The sequence below is a fragment of the Streptomyces sp. NPDC127068 genome, assembly GCF_042724695.1.
Taxonomy (GTDB): domain Bacteria; phylum Actinomycetota; class Actinomycetes; order Streptomycetales; family Streptomycetaceae; genus Streptomyces.
Genome location: NZ_JBHXEN010000022.1, coordinates 73,682 through 89,503 on the forward strand (window position 1 = coordinate 73,682; position 15,822 = coordinate 89,503).

Below are 15,822 nucleotides of genomic sequence, written 5' to 3' on the forward strand. Positions count from 1 at the left end.
GCTCCGTGGGTCATGGCGCGGCCCGGAGGGCGCGGGGCCGCTGGTGTCGCCGCCATGCTGGCACACCCGCCCCGCGGGCCCGGTGGGTGATCTCCGGGCACCGCGTCGCTCAGGCCGCCGGCCCCGCTCCGGCCCGGACCAGCCGCCAGGCCTCGGCGAACAGTTCGGGGAGCGTGCCCGGGAGCAGCTCGAACTCCCGCACCTCGCTCCCGTCCTCGCTCAGCCGCGCGCCGATCAGGGGCGCCTTCCAGGACTCCATCGGCGGCAGCGGCTTCTTGCCGTGCGCCCAGGGTCCGGGCAGGAAGAGCCTGCGCCCCGCGCGCGGCCTGCGGTCCTCCACCACCAGGTCGTGCGCCAGCAGCTGCGCCGCGGCCTTCTTGTGGCGGGTCGGCGTCCAGGCGTTCCACCGCCGCACGTTGCGGTCCGAGGGCACCGGGAGCAGTAGCAGCTGGAGGTGGAGGGCGGCGGCGTCCTCCGACAGGTCGAGGGCCGCGGCGACCTCCGCGACCAGCTCGGGGACGCAGGCGCGCGGGTCGGACTCGTAGCGGCCCGGCGGCAGGTCGTCGGCGAGGATGCGGGCCGTGACGCGGTCGCAGGTGCCGTCCGTCAGCCAGTCCCAGCGTCGGCTTCCGCGGGGGTCGCGGATCACGCCCGCGTACAGGACCCGGGCCGGTGAGTCCCCACCCGCCAGCACCTTGCGCAGCTGACGGACGAGCTCCGGCGCGGCCGTGCGCACCGGGTCCCCGGCGGGGAGGTCCGCGTACGCCCACGGCAGGCCGGCGAAGACGGCGTCCGTGAGGGTGTCGGCGTCGTAGCGGCGCATGACGTCCCAGGCGGTGCGCAGCTGGCGGTGCCGGGGCGGGCAGGGCCAGATCCGTAGAGAGAAGCCCGGCGGGAGGGTGGCGCGCGCCGGGTCGAGGAACAGGTGGCACAGATGGGTCGCCGGCATCCTGGTCTCCAGCGCCAGCGCGGACCGCCAGGTGTCCCACGGGGGGTGCGGGCGGGCGCCGTGCCGTTCGATCCAGGCCGCGGCGGTGCGCTCCGCGACGCGGGCGGGACCGTCCGGCGCCCACAGGTCCGCGGGGTCCTCGGGCAGCACGTCGGCGAGCAGCGCGAGCCGGTCGTCGTCGTGCAGCATCGACAACTCGCTCCGTGCCGATTCGAGTTCGGCCGCGCCGAAGCCCAACACGGAACGCTCGTGCGCATCGAGGTAGGGCACGCCGTAGCCGCCGGCGCCGGGGTTGCCGGCCAGCACGAGCGCCGCTGCCGGACGGCTCAGGCCGGTCGCCTCGGCCAGCGTCCGGGCCGCGTCCCCGTCCCAGGCGACCGGGCCGCGCTCCCGGACCAGCTCCACCAGCCGCAGCAACTGCTCCGGGGTGCCCCAACCGCGGTGGCAGTCCACGGCGTACAGCGGCTCCTCGGGGCGCGGGACGAGCGCGCCGCCGGGGAGCACCGCCTCGAAGTAGTGGGTGTAGCGGGCGGCCGGCAGGTGCAGGCCGAAGGAGACGCCCTGCTGGTCGCGGACGGTGAACGAGGTCGTTCCGGCGAGCCGGCCCAGCCGGAAGCGGTAGGCCGGGTCCGCGAACGGCGTCCCCGCCCACATCTCCAGGAAGTCGAGCAGCACCTCGCGGCGCCCCGGTCTGGTCGCCGCGGAGGCCGCGCGCAGCGCGAGCGCGCCGGGGCGCCCCACGAGTTCCGTCCAACTGCCGGCCGCGGGCGGTCGGACCTCCCCTTCGCCGGGTCCCGGCGCCCAACTGCCCTCGACGTAACGGCCGGTCCGGGCGATGTCCGCGAAGGACGTGCTGTTCCAGCAGCCCCCGGCTCCGACGAAGCCCTGGAGGGCGTCGATCTCCTTCATGCCTCCGATCATGACCGACCCCACTGACAACGGCGGGTGGCCGGCTCCCTAGGCTCCTCTTCGCCGAGCAGGTGCTGGCGGCCCCCTCGCCGCTGCCCGTGCTGGACGTGGGCTGCGGCACGGGCCGGGTGACCGCCCACCTCACGGACCTCGGGGTGCCGGTCACCGGGGTCGACCTGTCCCCGGGCATGGTGGCCGTGGCCCGGGCGACCCACCCCGGGTGCACGTTCACGGTCGGGTCGATGCTGGACCTCGACGTCCCCGACCGCAGCCTCGGCGGTGTCCTCGCCTGGTACTCGACCATCCACGTGCCCGACGACCACCTGCCGCGCGCCCTCGCGGAGTTCGCCCGGGTCCTCGTCCCCGGCGGTCAGCTGTTGCTCGGCTTCCAGTCGGGCACCGTGCCGCTGCGGCTCACCGAGGGGTACGGGCACCCCATCGCCCTCGACTTCCACCGCCGCACCCCGGAGCGGATGGTCGAACTCCTGACCGCGGCCGGCCTGTCCGTGCGCTCGACCACGCTGCGGCAACCCGATCTGGACGGGCCCTTCCCCGAACGCGCCCCGCAGGCATTCGTGTTCGCCCACGCCCCCGCGGAGCCCCACGGCACGGGGTGAATCGCGAGCGAGCGGGCGGGCGTCACACCCGCGGGCCGTCACACCGCGGGCAGTCGTCGGGCCACGGCCGTACCCAGCTCACCGGCCCGCTCGCACGCCGTGGCGGCCTTCCAGGGGCCCCGCACGGTCACCGTCACCAACTCGATCGTGCGCTCACCCTGGTTCCCCGGGTACGCACGGTGCTGGACGCGGACCACGCACGATCCCTCGCCCGCCTCCTCGGGCGACACCGCGCCGGGCCGCCCGCCGAACCGGGCGGGGGAGCCGTCGTCGGTGAGCGAGTTGTCCCGGTCGAAGCCGAGGTCCACCACCACGTCGTCCGTGTCGCCCGACCAATCGCATCCCCAGCGCGCGAAGTCGGGGTGTCCGTCGTACGGGTCGATCCCGGGGACCACGGCGAGCGCCGCCGCGTCCAGCAGCCGGCAGCCGTCCACCCGGGCCAGCGACGCGGCGGCGAACCCGGCGGGCCGTTCCGGCACGGGACCCCGGTTCAGGACCTCCGCCGCATGGTCGACCGCCGTCCGGGCCAGGGCGCAGAGCGCGGGCGCCCCGGCAGCCTCCCGCTCCACCGCCAGCCACACCTGGTTGCCGTCCGCGAGCTGGAGGTTGCGTACGCATTCACCGCTCTCCGCGGGGAGTTCGGCCACCGTCACCGCACCCGTCTTCCACCGGGGCACGTGCGCATCGAACTCGGCCGGTTCGCCGGCGAAGTCCACCTGGATGTCGGCGAGCAGTTCGGCGCTCCGCCGGCCGTCCTCGTCCTGGGCGTACAGCAACACGTCACAGCGGTCGAACGCCCCGTACACCGGGTGTTCGACGGCGGACCCGTACGCGGTGAACGCCCGCGGGTCGAGCAGGGCGCACGGATCGGCCGCCCGCGCCGCACCCAGGACGGCCCGCGGTCCGGACGGCCGGTGTTGGTCACTCGCCGGACGGTCGAACCCCCCGACCACTCCCGGGCCGAGGCCCACCGCCAGGACCAGCGTGCCGAGTGCGGCGCGCACGACGGGGCGGGTGAACCGGCGTGCGCGCCCAGCCCGCGCGGGGAGCGCACTCGGGGGCAGGGGCGCACTCGGCTCCTCGGCCTCCGCGAACGGCGCCACCGGGGCGGAGGACCAGGCTTGGGTGTCCCCGGACCCGTTCGTGACGGTGAACCCCGCCGCTTGCGGCCACACCGGCACACCGGCCCCGGCGCGCCCTCCCGGCTCGGGCGCCCCCCGCGCGGGCAACGGCACGGCGACCGGACCGGCCGCCCCGCCGAGCATCGCGGACGCCTCGGCCGCGTCGGGACGGTCACCGGGTTCCGCCGCCAACAGCGCCGTGAGGACCCGGGCCAGGACCCCCGCGGCCCGCCGCGGCGGTTGGACGGCGCCCTGCTGGGCCCGGGCCACGTACACCACGGGGTGATCGGCCTCGCCGTACGGGGAGCGGCCCTCGACCGCCGCGTACAGGGTGGCGCCCAGGCCGAACACGTCGGACGCGGGCCCGGCGGTGGCACCCCGGGCGACCTCAGGGGCGAGATAGGGCGGCTTGCCCCGGACCGAGAGCGTGTGGCTGCGGACGTACTCCCGCCACAGGGCCCGGGAGATCCCGAAGTCGGTGAGCTTGGCCAGCCCCCCTTCGGTGACCAGGACGTTCTCCGGGGTCACATCGCCGTGCACCACGGCCTCGGCGTGCGTCGCGACCAGCGCATCGGCGATCTGCCGGCCCAGCGCCGCCACCTCCGCCCCGTCGAGGGGACCGCCGGTACGGACCCGCCGGGCGAGGCTGTGCCCCGGGACGTACTCCATGACGATCCAGCAGGCGGGTCCGGTCGTCACGAGGTCGAACACCCCGACGAGGTGGGGGTGGACCTGCCGACCGGCGTTGCTGGCTTCGGCCTTGAGCCGGCGCCGTGCCTTCGCACCGTCCACCCGGGCGCTCTTGACGGCGACCCGACGGCCGAGCAGTTCGTCGTGGGCGAGCCAGACCTCGCCCATTCCGCCCGTGCCGATCAGCCGGACCAGACGGTACCGGTCACTGATCCGCTGTCCGGGCTCAGCCATCGCCGTTTCCCGTCACGTTCCGCTCTCCCCAGGGTGGTTGGGACGCGCCGCCGGTCGTGGAGCGGCCCTGCGCGACGGAGCGTAGGGGAGCGGAGCGGCGGCGGACGGCGGGTTGGAAGGACCGCCACGGCACACGGGAAGCGCGCGGGGGCGCGGGCTCGGGACGCGCGCCGGGCGGGCCTCCTCCGGGTGCGCCGGCGAACGCACGGGTGGCGGACAGGTTCTTCAACGGTTCTTCATCACCTCCGTCCTACCGTCTCCCTGCCCGACCACGGGGGAGTGCGCGCGGCCGGGCGGCAAGGAGGCGGGGCGGGCGGGGTCTGACCAGCCCTCCGCCCCGCCCGGGAGTCACGGAAGGACACGCAGCAGTGAGGCACACGACGAGGAAACCGGTGGGACGACCGGGGGCGGCACGGCGTGGGGTACGGGGCCGGTGGGCGCTGGTGACACCCCTGCTCCTGCTGGCCCTGACCGCCTGCGGCGCGCAGGACGACGGCCCCGGGGTGCCGTCGGTGAACAACGGTGCGAAGGCCAAGTCCGACGCGAACGTCGAGGACGAGATCACCCGGTACCTGGAGGCGCAGAAGAAGTACGTCCGGTGCATGGAGAAGGAGGGGTTCAAGTCCAGTGACCCGGACTCCAAGGGGCGCTACGAGTTCGAGGGCGACCTCGGGGCCCTGAAGGCGGACCCGGAGTTCGCGAAGGCGCAGGACACCTGCAAGCAGTACTCCCTGCCCGTGCCCGCGGAACTGGAACGCCGCAACGAGCCGAAGCCGAGCGCCAAGGAGGTCGAGAAGCGGAAGCGCTACTCCACCTGCATGCAGGAGCAGGGCGCACCCGACTTCCCCGACGTCGACTCCGAGGGCCACTCCTCCGAGGAGATGTGGAACCAGAACAGTTCGGGGGCCAAGCGTGCGAGCCGGATCTGCGAGCCGATCCTCGGCAATCCGAGCCTCCCGCCCGGCGGGGCCAGGGGCTGAGCGATGACGGATACGTGGACGGGCCCGGACCCGGAAGGGGCCACCGGGACACGGACGGGACGCACCCGCGGGGTGCGCGGTCGGTCGGCCGGCCCGGGGCGCCGCCGGACACTGCTCGTCGTGGCCGTCGTCGTGGTGGCGGTCGTCGCGGGGGCGGGGGCCTTCGGGCTCGACCTCGGCGGAGACGAGGAGCCGGCCACCGGTGCCGGGCGGGCCGGCTCGGTGGTGGAGGTCGTGCGCCGCACCCTGGTCGACCAGACCACGGTGGACGGCAAGTTGGGGTACGGCAAGGAGGTCCCCGTCCCGCTCAAGGCGACGGGGACCGTGACCTGGCTGCCCGAACGCGGCGACCGGGTCAGCCGCGGCGAGACCCTGCTGAAGGTCGACGACCGGCCGGTGGTGCTGCTGTACGGGGCCCTGCCGATGTACCGCGCGCTCGGCCCGGGCGGCACCGACTCCGCGGGGTCGGATGCGGAGGGCTCCGGCTCCGAAGGCTCCGGGGACGGAAAGGCCGGGTCCGGGTCCGGTGCCGGGGCTGAAGAGGGGACGAAGGGCATGGACGTGCGGCAGTTCGAGTCGAACCTCGCCGCACTCGGCTACACCGACTTCACCGTGGACGACGAGTACACCGCCAAGACCGCGGACGCCGTCAAACGGTGGCAGCGGCACCTGGGCGTGCCCCGGACGGGCCGGATCACGGTCGGGGACGTCGTGTACGCCTCCGGCCGGATCAGGGTCGGCGACGTGGGCGTCCGGATCGGCGCCGAGGCCACCCCCGAGGCACTCTCCTACACCGGCGGCGCCCGCCGGGTGACCGTCGACGCCTCGGCCGAGGACGGCGCCTGGGCCACCCGCGGCACCGGGGTCACCGTCGAACTGCCCGGAGCCGACCCGGTGGACGGCGAGGTGTCCTCGGTGGGCAGACGGATGGCCGCGGCCGAGGGCGACGGTGGCGGCGGCGAGGGCGGCGCGGCCGGTCAGGGGCCCGCGACCTTCCCCGTGACGATCACCCTCGACGACCCGAGCGCACTCGGCCGGATGGAGAGCGCACCCGTCACCGTCCGCTACGTGCGCGAGCGCCGCGCGGGGGTGCTGTCCGTGCCCGTGTCCGCGCTCGTCGCCCTCGCGGAGGGCGGCCACGGCCTGGAACTCGCCGAACCCGAGGGCCGTTTCGTGGCGGTCCGGACGGGACTGTTCGCGAACGGCATGGTGGAGGTCCGCGGCGCCGGGCTCCGCGAGGGCCTGAAGGTGAGGATTCCGGAGTGACGGACGTCGTGCGGTTCGAGCGGGTCTCGAAGACGTACCCCGCAGGGGTGCACGCGGTCGAGGACGTCGACCTGGCCCTCGCCCCCGGCGAACTCGTCGCCGTCGTCGGCCCGTCCGGCTCCGGCAAGTCCAGCCTGCTGAACCTGATGGGCACCCTGGACCGGCCCACCACCGGCCGGGTCCTCGTGGACGGCCACGACACCGCCGCCCTCACCGACCGTGAGGTGTCCGCGCTGCGGGCCCGGCGGATCGGCTTCGTGTTCCAACAGTTCCACCTCGCGGTCGGCGTCCCGATCCTGGACGCCGTCGCCGACGGGCTCCTCTACGCGGGGGCCGCCCCGCGCAGACGACGGGCCGAGGCCGCCGAGGTGCTCGACCGGGTGGGCCTGGCCCACCGGATGCGGCACCTGCCGCACCAACTCTCCGGCGGTGAAAGCCAACGGGCCGCCGTCGCCCGGGCGGTGGTCGGCGCCCCGGCGCTGCTGCTCGCCGACGAGCCGACCGGCAACCTCGACTCCGCGTCCGGCGCCGCGGTCCTGACCCTGCTCCGGGAACTCCACGGCTCGGGCACCACGGTCGTCGTCATCACCCATGACCGGGAGATCGCCGCCGGACTGCCCCGACGGATCGAGATGCGGGACGGCCGGATGGTCACCGACACGAGTACCGACTCCGGTGCCGCATCGCGTACCGGCGCCGGAGTCGACCGCCCGGCCGGTGCGACGGTGGCACGGTGACCGGGCGCCGGGACGTGCTGCGGCCCGCCCGACTGCGGGGACGGGACCTCGTCCGCCTCGGCGGCACCGGTCTGCGCACCCGTCCGCTCCGGGTGTTCCTGTCCGCGCTGGGCGTCGCCATCGGCGTGGCCGCGATGATCGCCGTCGTCGGGATCTCCGCGTCCGGCCAGGCGGAGGTGGACCGCCGGCTCGACAGGCTCGGCACCAACCTGCTGCGGATCGAACCCGGTCGTGACGCGGAGGGCCAGCAGACCCGGCTGCCCGCCGAGGCCACCACGATGATCCGTCGCATCCCCCCGGTGCTGCGGGCCGACGCGACGGGGCTGACCTCCGCCCGCGTCTACCGCAACGAGAACATCCCGGTGGGCCGCACCGGCGGGATCGACGTGGTCGCCGCCGGCCGGGGGCTGCTGCCGGTGATCGGTGCGGAGGTCGGGCGCGGACGCTGGCACGACCCGGCCACCGAACGGGCCCCGACGGTGGTGCTCGGCGCGGAGGCGGCCCGGCGGCTCGACGTGAGCGCGCCCGGCACCCGGCTGTGGCTGGGCGGCCGGTGGTTCTCGCTGATCGGGGTGTTGCGCCCGGTCCCGCTGGCTCCGCAGATCGACCGTTCGGCGCTGGTCGGCGCCGGGGCCGCGGAACGGTACCTGGAACACGACGGCACGCCCACGACGGTCTACGTACGGACCGCGGAGGACCGGGTGAACGAGGTCCGCGCGGTCGTCGCCGCGACCGCGCACCCGGAGCGGTCCTCCGAGGTGACGATCTCCCGGCCCTCCGACGCGCTCGCCGCCCGGGAGGCCACCGAGTCCGCGCTGACCGGACTGCTGCTGGGGCTCGGCGGGGTCGCCCTGCTGGTGGGTGGCGTCGGGGTGGGGAACACCATGGTCATCTCGGTGTTGGAGCGCCGCTCCGAGATCGGACTGCGGCGGGCGCTGGGGGCGACCCGTGGACAGATCCGCCTCCAGTTCGTGATGGAGTCCCTGCTGCTCTCGGTGCTCGGCGGGGTCGCCGGAACGGTGTTGGGGGTGCTGATCACCGCCGGGTACGCGGTGTCGCGGGAGTGGCCCGCGGTGGTTCCGGCCTGGGCTTCGGCGGCGGGCACCGGATCGACGCTGGTCATCGGGGCCCTGGCCGGGTTGTATCCGGCGGTGCGGGCCAGCCGGCTGGCGCCCACGGAGGCCCTGGCGGGCACCTGATCGCCCCCGGTCCCCCGGCCGCCCCGATCCGTCAACCGCCGTCCCCGCCGGTCGGTGCGGTCGGTGCGGTCGGGGTGTGCGGCGTACGGGGTCCCGGGGGCGCGGGGAGCGTGACCGTGAAGGCGGTGCCGCGACCGACCTCGCTGGTGACGGTGATGGTCCCGCCGTGGTCCGCGACGATCTGCCGGGCGATGGGCAGCCCCAGCCCGCTGCCCCCGGTGGCCCGCCCCCGGGCCCCGTCCGCCCGCCAGAAACGGTCGAACAGGTGGGGCAGTTGGTCCGGGGGAATCCCGTTCCCGGTGTCCCGCACCACCAGGCCGACCCCGTCCGCTGCGCCGACCCCGTCCGCGGGGCGGGCCACCCGGAGCGTCACCCGGCCACCGCGCCCGGTGTGCCGTACCGCGTTGCCGACCAGGTTGGACAGCGCCTGCCGCAACCGCGCCGGATCGCCGTGCACCGGGGCCGGGACCGGGTGCGCGGCGACCGCCACCGTGACGCCCGCCTCGCCCGCGAGGGCGCGGTGGGCCGTGGCACAGGCCGTCAACAGGTCCCGGGCGTCCAGGTCCGAGCGGTGGTAGGTCAGCGCTCCCGCCTCGGCGAGTGCGAGGTCCTGGAGGTCGTCCACGACGCGCTGCTGCAACATCGCCTCCTCGTGCAGGGAGGCGAGGAGCTCCGGGGTGACCTCCACGAACCCGTCCTGGATCGCCTCCAGGTACCCCCGGAGATTGCCCAGGGGCGTGCGCAGCTCATGGGCGATGTCCCCGATGAGCTGCCGCTGCCGCCGCTCGCTGGCCGCCAGCGAATCCGCCATCCGGTTGAAGGAGCGCCCCAGTTCGCCGATCTCGTCGCTGCCGGAGGCGGGGACCCGCTGCGCGAGTTCCCCCTCCCCGAGGCTGCGCGCCGCCGCGGTCAGGGCCTTCACCGGCCGCAGCACCGCCCGACTCAACAGGAGCGCCCCGAGCACGGCGGCCCCGGCGACCCCCAGCGCGGCGAGCACGGCCGGCTTCCGCTCGACCATCAGCCCCGCGTCGTCGAGCGCGCCCAGGGACACCCGCAGCGGTGGGGGACCGACCGTGCCGGTGCGGGTCACGAACACCCGGTCCACACAGGTCGAGGCTTCGTCCAAGGGGACCTCCACACACGTCCGGAGGGCGTCGGCCACCGCGTCCAACTCCTCCTCCGACGGGTTCCGCAAGGTGCAGGAGCCGCTCTGCTTGCTGCCGCCGGGGCCCCGGTACACCGGGATGCCGAGGTCGTCACGGGTGACCTCCGGCTCGATGCCGGAGCGGGCCAGGCATTCGGCGAACGCGACGGACCTCGGGTACGCGGCGATGGGGCCGATGCTCTGCTTCACCAGGGCCCCCGAAACGGGTGCGGGCCTCGACCACTCGACGAGCCGCGGTCGGGGGTCGACCAGGATCGGCGGTGCGGCTCCGGCGGGGCGGGGCACGCGACCGGCCAGCGCGTCCGAGTCCAGGGCGTGGCCGCCCGTCTCGTCCTGGATCCTGATGCGCTGACCCGTCTCCGCGGCCAGTGACCGCAGGACGTTCGACACGCCGTCCCAGGTGCCGTGGCGCACCGCGTGATCGCGCAGCCGCCGGTCGATGACCCGGATGTCGGCCCGGTCGGCGTCGGCCGACTCCTGCACCTGGCGCGATACTTGACGGAGCGTCAGCCAGGCGGTCGCCGCGGTGGCGGCCACGGCGATCAGCATCAGGAGCGCCATCAGCCGGACCCGGAAGCTCATGGGCGCGCCGTACCGCCGTCCGTGATCCGGTAGCCCCGCCCGTAGACCGTCTCCAGGTGTTGCGGTTGTGCCGGGTCCTGCTCCAACTTGCGGCGCAGGTTCATCACATGGGCGTCCACCGTGCGTTCGAGGACGTCGTGGTCGAAGCCGAAGGCCCGCTCGATGATCTGGGCCCGGGTGAAGACCCGGCCGGGCTCCCGGGCCAGCGTTTCGAGGATGCCGAACTCCTTGGACGTCAGGGTCACCGTCCGCCCCGACAGCCGCACCTCGAAGCGGACGGTGTCCACCTCCATGCCGCCGACCCGCAGCACCGCGGGCTCCCCGTCCGTCGCCTTCCCGGACCGCCGTAACAACGCCCTCACCCGGGCGGCGAGTTCGCGAGGGCTGCACGGTTTGGTGAGGTAGTCGTCGGCGCCGAGGTCGAGCCCCAGCAGGATGTCCTCCTCCGTGGTGCGGGCGGTGACCAGCAGGATCGGCACGTCCGACTCGGTGCGCAGGATGCGGCAGACGTCGAGACCGTCGATCCCCGGCAGCATCACGTCCAGCACCACGAGGTCGGGTCGGGCGGTGCGCGCCCGGTCGAGGGCGGCCCGGCCGTCGCCCACCACGTGCACGGCGTGACCGTCCTGCTCCAGGTAGATGCGGATCAACCCCGCCTGCTTCGCGTCGTCCTCGGCGACCAGGATGCGTGCGCCCAAGGTTGTCTCCCGCTCCCGTGGTGGATGCGGCCACGGTAGTACAGGCGTACGGGCCGGCCCGCCGCTCGTGGGCGAACCGGCCCGTGGGACCCGCCGGCGGGGGACCGCTCCCCGGCGGGGCCGTCCCCACGGCAACCCGCCGGGGGGACGGCGGAGTTCAGTGTCCGGCGCCGTAGTAGCCGCCGAGTTGGTCACGGTAGGCGGGGTCGCCGAGGTGTCGGTCCTCGTCGAACTCCGGGGACGCCTTGATCTCGTCCTTCGTCCAGGAGACGTGCACCGTTCGCTCGTCGTTGTCCACGCGGGAGACGGTCGACGCCGGAAGCATCACCTTCCGACCGAAGATCCACACTCCGGTGTCCACGACGAGGTACTGCGAGCCGACCTCGTGGGAGAACTTGTCCACCTTGCCGATGTGTCCGTCGGACGCCTCCACCCGGTATCCGGAGAGGTCGTCGTCCCGGGTGTGTCCGGCGGTGGGCAGGTAGTTCCACAGACCACTGTGCATGAGGACTCCTTGTCGGGGGGTGCGGGGGAGAAAGCCGGTGCCGGACCGCTACCAGCGGTACCAGCGGCTGCGGGCACCGCCGGGTCCGGCCGTGCGGGCCAGGAAACCGATGAGCCACAGCACCAGGACGACGGCGGCGACCCACCACAGGACCTCCAGCGCGAATCCGGCGCCGAAGAGCAGAACGACGAGAAGAAGAACCAGTAGGAGCGGAACCATGCGTATCAACCTCCGAAGCCTCGGGTGCCCCCCGAACGAGGGACCACACGGAGAAGCACCGGTTCTTTCCGTAGCGCCCGGTCCGGAGGCGGCGGTCAGGCAGCGGCGGTCCGGCGGCGGCGGTGCACGGACGGCGGCCCGCTGCGCGAGGTGTGCGGCAGCGCGAGGTGTGCCGCGGGAGCATCGGGACACCCGTGGCCCATGAACACCGAGTCCACGAGCACCACGCAATCCACGGACACGTTCGCGTTCCTCGCCGCCGGAGCCCCGTCCGCCCTCCCGATCGTCCTGGTCGGCATCGCCGTGGCCGCCGTCCTGCTGGGCGGGTTCTGGTGGGGGAGTCGCCGGGTCGCGCGGCGGCGCGGACCAGCCGCACAGCCCGCCCGCGCCCGACGCCGCGCCCGTTCCCGGGGGACCCCGCACGATCCCCCGACCGGACCCGGCCCCCGCCCCTGACCTTCCGCCCGCGGTGCGGGGCCTCGGGGCGCCGGTCACCGCACCTGCCGCGGGCGCCGCACTGGAACGCGTTCTAGGATGAGCAGGTCGTAGGAACCCGTGCGGGACGCCCCGGGGTTCCCGGACCAGCCGGACGCCGTCCCGCGAAGGGGAGCCACAGCATGCGCGCAGCCGTACTGCACGAGACCGGGCACGACAAGCTGGAAGTCCACGACGACGTCGAGGCGGTCGGTTTCGGTCCCGGCAAGGTGCGCGTCCGGGTCCGGGCCGCCGGGCTGTGCCACTCCGACCTGTCCGCCATGAACGGCACCCTGCGGCAGCCCGCGCCGTTCGTCCCCGGCCACGAGGGCGCCGGCGAGGTCCTCGACGTGGGGGACGGGGTGAGCGGCGTCCGGCCCGGCGACCGGGTGCTGATCAGCTGGCTGCCGTCCTGCGGCGGGTGCCCCCCGTGCGGACGCGGCCAGACCCAGCTGTGCCTGACCGGGTTCAGGAACGCGCGCACCCCCAACTTCCGCCGCTCGGGCGGACCCGTCTTCGGGTTCACCGGCACCGGGACCTTCGCCGAAGAGGTCGTCGTCGACGCGGCGAGCGCGGTCCCGATCCCCGACGACGTGCCCTTCGACCTCGCCGCCCTGATCGGCTGCGGGGTCACCACCGGACTCGGTGCGGTGCTCAACACCGCCCGGGTGGAGGCCGGTTCGTCGGTCGCGGTGATCGGCTGCGGCGGGGTGGGACTCTCCGTGGTCCAGGGCGCCCGGCTCAGCGGTGCCGCCCGGATCGTCGCGGTCGACCCGGTCGCCTTCCGCCGTGGGTCGGCGCTGCGCTTCGGCGCCACCGAGGCCGTGGCCCCCGACGAACTCGCCGACGCCACCCAGCGGATCACCGGGGGCGAGGGCTTCGACTACGTCTTCGAGGTGGTCGGCCGCTCGGACACCGCACGCACCGCCTACGACGCCACCCGGCGCGGCGGGACCCTCTGCGTCGTCGGCGCGGGCGCCCCGGACGACTTCCTGCGCCTCAGCATGTTCGAGCTGTTCTTCCACGAGAAGCGCATCCTGCCCTCGATGTACGGAGGCGGGGACGCCGTGCGTTCGTACCGGCGGACCGTCGAGCTGTGGCGGGCGGGCCGGATCGACCTGGAGGGACTGATCACCCACCGGGTGTCGCTGGCGGACATCAACGAGGCACTGGAGCAGATGCGCACGGGCAGCGCACTGCGCACCTCCATCGCGTGCTGAACGCCCGCATGCGCGGGGCCCGCGGTGCGTTAATGAGTTGACCGGGTGGTTCGGGCTGGGCAAGCTCCGGCGAGGACCTGGACGAACGCCTCATCGCCGGTGGAGTGCCCTACCCGATCGGCGGGCCGGGGCAGCGGGCCGGCAGATCGGAATGACCGAGGGATGACTTCCCACCTCCACGCGCTCCGCCTCGACGCGAACGACCCCCACCGCCTGGCGCGCTTCTGGGCCGGTTTCCTGGACTGGGAGTTGACCGACGACTCCCACGGCGACCTGGTGCTCCTGCCGAACGACGACACCGGGTTCCGGATCGGGTTCCGTGCGACCCGGGAGCAGAAGAGCGGCCAGAACCAGCTGCACTTCGACCTGACGAGCCGGTCCCTCGACGACCAGCAGCGGACCGTGGCGCGGGCGCTCGAACTCGGGGCCCGCCACCTCGACATCGGGCAGGGCGAGGTCAGCCATGTGGTGCTCGCCGATCCCAACACTCTTGACTACCAGTTCTGATGATACGTGCGGGCCATACAACAGAGAAGCCCCGCAAGGCACTTGGCCGAGCGGGGCTCTTCGTTGTCTGCGGCTAGCGGGGTGTCATGTGGTCTACCACGCACTCGCCCCCGATCAAGTGGGCGGGGCACACCCGGTGGGTCACAGACCCGGTACCGCTCGCACTGCTGTAGCCGATCACGACGGGGGCCGTGGTCCAGCACCCGCAGATACAGCAATGTGCACCGGACGGGGCGGGCGGGTCGTTGGTGAGCGCGTCACGCGTCATGCCGATACCTCCGCATCGGTCGCGGGGGCGGGTACGGAACGGAGTGCGGTCGGGTAGGTGTACGGATACTCGCCGCCGTACGTCACGGCTGCCGCTGCGATGCGCCGTTCCCGTTGCTGTGTCTGCTCCCACTTGCCGGGCGCCAGCCGTTCGGACAGTTCTACGAAGAGCGGCCGGAAGGGCGGGATCTCCGGTAGGTCGGGGTCGTGTCCGGGCAGACGCTCGAACGCGTCCCTGAGTCCCCACAGGGCGACGTCGATGCGGTCGGGCGCCGCTTCGGGGCGGGGCGGGGTGGGCGCACGGTGCTGTCCCCGAGGGGGGAAGAACAGGTGCAGCACCCATATGAGTGCATGGGCGATAAGGTTTCGCATACGTCGGTCAGCTCCCAAAAGCTGTCTTTGGCGGAGCCCCGGCGGACCGGTCGCAACGGTCTGTCGGGGCGTTCTCGTTTCTGAGAGTACGACTTAACGTCAAGACACGTAAAGGCTTGTAAAGGCACGTTGCTTGACATGGCTTGTTGTGCTCTGTCGGATGAGCCCGGCTACGGTTGGCGGCATGGAATACGGCCCTGATGACGAGATCGAGCGGGATGCGCCCGAGCCGCCGTTTCACCAGCTCGCCGGCATCCTGCGGGCGCGCATCGCCCGCGGCGACTGGAAGCCTCGTCGACCAATCTCCTCAGAGACTCGTCTCTGTGATGAGTTTGGGCTGTCCCGCCCGACCGTGCGGCGGGCGATTGCCGTGCTGGTCGCCGAAGGGCTGTTGTTTGTCGTCCCGCAGCGAGGAACGTACGTCGCGGATCGGAGCGCCCGGGACGAGAGTCAAGGGGGCGGGTAGCCCCGCCCACCGTGTATCGAGGGGCAGGCGGGGCCTCGTGCTGTGCGGCGCTGTCAGCGGTTCAGGTGACGAGACTCCCGCAGGGTGCGGAGTCCCGGCGCGAACTGCGGCAACGTACCTCCACAGGAAGCTTCCTGTGGGAGGGTCCAGGCGTGCCAGCAGGAGAGGCACCAGCGTGCGGCGGCATGTTCAGGGTCGGCCGTGGCCGTACCGCCGCAGCGTGGGCACTCCTGCATGATCACTCCTAGGCCGAGAGGTCGAACTCTCCCAGCTTGGCACCGTTGAGGAAGGCGGACCATTCCCCGCTGGTGAACTCGACCGTGTTGCCGTTGGTCGAGTTGCGGATGGCCACGCGGCCCGGGATGTTGGTCGCCACCTCGACGCAGCGCGGGTCGCTGTTCTGGAGGGTGCACGCGTTCGCGGTGCGGAACTCGAACTCGGGAACTGCGGTCACTGACTAGTCCCTTCTCCGTGGTGCGGGGAAACGGTCCCCGCTGCCGTTCGTACCCGCCCCTGCCGGGGTCCGCCGTGGGGGACACGGAAACGGACGGTCCGGCAGGGACGGAGATCAGGGGCCCCGGCCGCCGGGGCGGGGTGGCGGTGGCGACCGGGGCTGGGGGTTAGAGGAACCGCCCCCCTTCCCAC

The 15,822-nt window shown here is 73.7% G+C and carries 17 protein-coding genes; 9 read left to right on the forward strand and 8 right to left on the reverse strand.

Features of this window, described 5'->3' with window-relative positions; translation table 11 throughout:
- Positions 1 to 109 precede the first annotated feature (109 nt).
- Positions 110 to 1,858, reverse strand: a complete 1,749-nt coding sequence (locus tag ACFWIA_RS16170; protein WP_387004867.1) for a hypothetical protein — start codon at positions 1,856 to 1,858, stop codon at positions 110 to 112.
- Positions 1,859 to 1,929: 71 nt separating this feature from the next.
- Between ACFWIA_RS16170 and ACFWIA_RS16175 the strand changes: the two genes are divergently transcribed.
- Entirely contained in the window at positions 1,930 to 2,475 is a 546-nt protein-coding gene (locus ACFWIA_RS16175) for a class I SAM-dependent methyltransferase (protein WP_387004870.1), read from the forward strand.
- A 38-nt stretch (positions 2,476 to 2,513) separates the two neighbouring features.
- Here ACFWIA_RS16175 and ACFWIA_RS16180 read toward each other — a convergent pair whose 3' ends face one another.
- Positions 2,514 to 4,520 (reverse strand): protein kinase, encoded by a 2,007-nt coding sequence (locus tag ACFWIA_RS16180; protein ID WP_387004873.1) that lies wholly within the window; start codon positions 4,518 to 4,520, stop codon positions 2,514 to 2,516.
- A gap of 443 nt (positions 4,521 to 4,963) precedes the next feature.
- Between ACFWIA_RS16180 and ACFWIA_RS16185 the strand changes: the two genes are divergently transcribed.
- The 4 genes from ACFWIA_RS16185 (at position 4,964) to ACFWIA_RS16200 (ending at position 8,702) form a co-directional block, all read left to right on the forward strand.
- Entirely contained in the window at positions 4,964 to 5,500 is a 537-nt protein-coding gene (locus ACFWIA_RS16185; protein WP_387004874.1) for a hypothetical protein, read from the forward strand.
- Between the two features lie 120 nt (positions 5,501 to 5,620).
- Positions 5,621 to 6,766, forward strand: a complete 1,146-nt coding sequence (locus ACFWIA_RS16190; protein WP_387004875.1) for a peptidoglycan-binding domain-containing protein — start codon at positions 5,621 to 5,623, stop codon at positions 6,764 to 6,766.
- The gene (locus tag ACFWIA_RS16195) at positions 6,763 to 7,503 is read left to right on the forward strand and encodes an ABC transporter ATP-binding protein (protein WP_387004876.1); all 741 of its coding nucleotides are present in this window, start codon (positions 6,763 to 6,765) and stop codon (positions 7,501 to 7,503) included. Before ACFWIA_RS16190 ends, ACFWIA_RS16195 begins: the two co-directional genes overlap by 4 nt.
- Positions 7,500 to 8,702, forward strand: a complete 1,203-nt coding sequence (locus ACFWIA_RS16200) for an ABC transporter permease (RefSeq protein ID WP_387004877.1) — start codon at positions 7,500 to 7,502, stop codon at positions 8,700 to 8,702. The genes ACFWIA_RS16195 and ACFWIA_RS16200 overlap by 4 nt, the downstream gene beginning before the upstream one ends.
- Positions 8,703 to 8,733: 31 nt before the next feature.
- On the opposite strand, the gene ACFWIA_RS16205 is transcribed toward ACFWIA_RS16200, so the two are convergent.
- The 4 genes from ACFWIA_RS16205 to ACFWIA_RS16220 form a co-directional block, all read right to left on the reverse strand.
- Entirely contained in the window at positions 8,734 to 10,449 is a 1,716-nt protein-coding gene (locus ACFWIA_RS16205; protein ID WP_387004878.1) for a sensor histidine kinase, read from the reverse strand.
- A complete protein-coding gene (locus ACFWIA_RS16210) occupies positions 10,446 to 11,147 on the reverse strand; it encodes a response regulator transcription factor (protein ID WP_387004882.1) in 702 nt (233 codons plus the stop codon). The genes ACFWIA_RS16205 and ACFWIA_RS16210 overlap by 4 nt, the downstream gene beginning before the upstream one ends.
- A 157-nt stretch (positions 11,148 to 11,304) precedes the next feature.
- Positions 11,305 to 11,652, reverse strand: coding sequence for a PRC-barrel domain containing protein (locus ACFWIA_RS16215; RefSeq protein WP_387004885.1), 348 nt, complete (start codon positions 11,650 to 11,652; stop codon positions 11,305 to 11,307).
- A 48-nt stretch (positions 11,653 to 11,700) separates the two neighbouring features.
- Positions 11,701 to 11,871, reverse strand: coding sequence for a hydrophobic protein (locus ACFWIA_RS16220; RefSeq protein WP_387004887.1), 171 nt, complete (start codon positions 11,869 to 11,871; stop codon positions 11,701 to 11,703).
- A gap of 201 nt (positions 11,872 to 12,072) precedes the next feature.
- Here ACFWIA_RS16220 and ACFWIA_RS16225 point away from each other — a divergent pair, with 201 nt between their 5' ends.
- The 3 genes from ACFWIA_RS16225 (at position 12,073) to ACFWIA_RS16235 (ending at position 14,072) form a co-directional block, all read left to right on the forward strand.
- Entirely contained in the window at positions 12,073 to 12,327 is a 255-nt protein-coding gene (locus tag ACFWIA_RS16225; RefSeq protein ID WP_387004891.1) for a DUF6479 family protein, read from the forward strand.
- Positions 12,328 to 12,488: 161 nt separating this feature from the next.
- Positions 12,489 to 13,565 (forward strand): Zn-dependent alcohol dehydrogenase, encoded by a 1,077-nt coding sequence (locus ACFWIA_RS16230; protein ID WP_387004893.1) that lies wholly within the window; start codon positions 12,489 to 12,491, stop codon positions 13,563 to 13,565.
- 162 nt (positions 13,566 to 13,727) lie between these two features.
- The gene (locus tag ACFWIA_RS16235; RefSeq protein WP_387004896.1) at positions 13,728 to 14,072 is read left to right on the forward strand and encodes a VOC family protein; all 345 of its coding nucleotides are present in this window, start codon (positions 13,728 to 13,730) and stop codon (positions 14,070 to 14,072) included.
- Between the two features lie 264 nt (positions 14,073 to 14,336).
- On the opposite strand, the gene ACFWIA_RS16240 is transcribed toward ACFWIA_RS16235, so the two are convergent.
- Positions 14,337 to 14,711: a hypothetical protein gene (locus ACFWIA_RS16240; protein ID WP_387004899.1), complete on the reverse strand. Its 375-nt coding sequence runs from the start codon at positions 14,709 to 14,711 to the stop codon at positions 14,337 to 14,339.
- A 184-nt stretch (positions 14,712 to 14,895) separates the two neighbouring features.
- On the opposite strand from ACFWIA_RS16240, the gene ACFWIA_RS16245 reads away from it, so the two are divergent.
- Positions 14,896 to 15,177, forward strand: a complete 282-nt coding sequence (locus ACFWIA_RS16245) for a GntR family transcriptional regulator (RefSeq protein ID WP_387004902.1) — start codon at positions 14,896 to 14,898, stop codon at positions 15,175 to 15,177.
- Positions 15,178 to 15,421: 244 nt separating this feature from the next.
- Here ACFWIA_RS16245 and ACFWIA_RS16250 read toward each other — a convergent pair whose 3' ends face one another.
- Complete coding sequence (locus tag ACFWIA_RS16250) at positions 15,422 to 15,631, reverse strand: DUF397 domain-containing protein (RefSeq protein WP_387004905.1); 210 nt, start codon at positions 15,629 to 15,631, stop codon at positions 15,422 to 15,424.
- Positions 15,632 to 15,822 lie beyond the last annotated feature (191 nt).

What these genes read in the sequence shown, in the direction of transcription:
- ACFWIA_RS16245 (WP_387004902.1), top strand. Translation starts at nt 14,896, where the DNA reads ATGGAATACGGCCCTGATGACGAGATCGAGCGGGATGCGCCCGAGCCG.
- ACFWIA_RS16215 (WP_387004885.1), bottom strand. Translation starts at nt 11,652, where the DNA reads ATGCACAGTGGTCTGTGGAACTACCTGCCCACCGCCGGACACACCCGG.
- ACFWIA_RS16230 (WP_387004893.1), top strand. Translation starts at nt 12,489, where the DNA reads ATGCGCGCAGCCGTACTGCACGAGACCGGGCACGACAAGCTGGAAGTC.
- ACFWIA_RS16180 (WP_387004873.1), bottom strand. Translation starts at nt 4,520, where the DNA reads ATGGCTGAGCCCGGACAGCGGATCAGTGACCGGTACCGTCTGGTCCGG.
- ACFWIA_RS16205 (WP_387004878.1), bottom strand. Translation starts at nt 10,449, where the DNA reads ATGAGCTTCCGGGTCCGGCTGATGGCGCTCCTGATGCTGATCGCCGTG.
- ACFWIA_RS16170 (WP_387004867.1), bottom strand. Translation starts at nt 1,858, where the DNA reads ATGAAGGAGATCGACGCCCTCCAGGGCTTCGTCGGAGCCGGGGGCTGC.
- ACFWIA_RS16225 (WP_387004891.1), top strand. Translation starts at nt 12,073, where the DNA reads ATGAACACCGAGTCCACGAGCACCACGCAATCCACGGACACGTTCGCG.
- ACFWIA_RS16240 (WP_387004899.1), bottom strand. Translation starts at nt 14,711, where the DNA reads ATGCGAAACCTTATCGCCCATGCACTCATATGGGTGCTGCACCTGTTC.
- ACFWIA_RS16235 (WP_387004896.1), top strand. Translation starts at nt 13,728, where the DNA reads ATGACTTCCCACCTCCACGCGCTCCGCCTCGACGCGAACGACCCCCAC.
- ACFWIA_RS16220 (WP_387004887.1), bottom strand. Translation starts at nt 11,871, where the DNA reads ATGGTTCCGCTCCTACTGGTTCTTCTTCTCGTCGTTCTGCTCTTCGGC.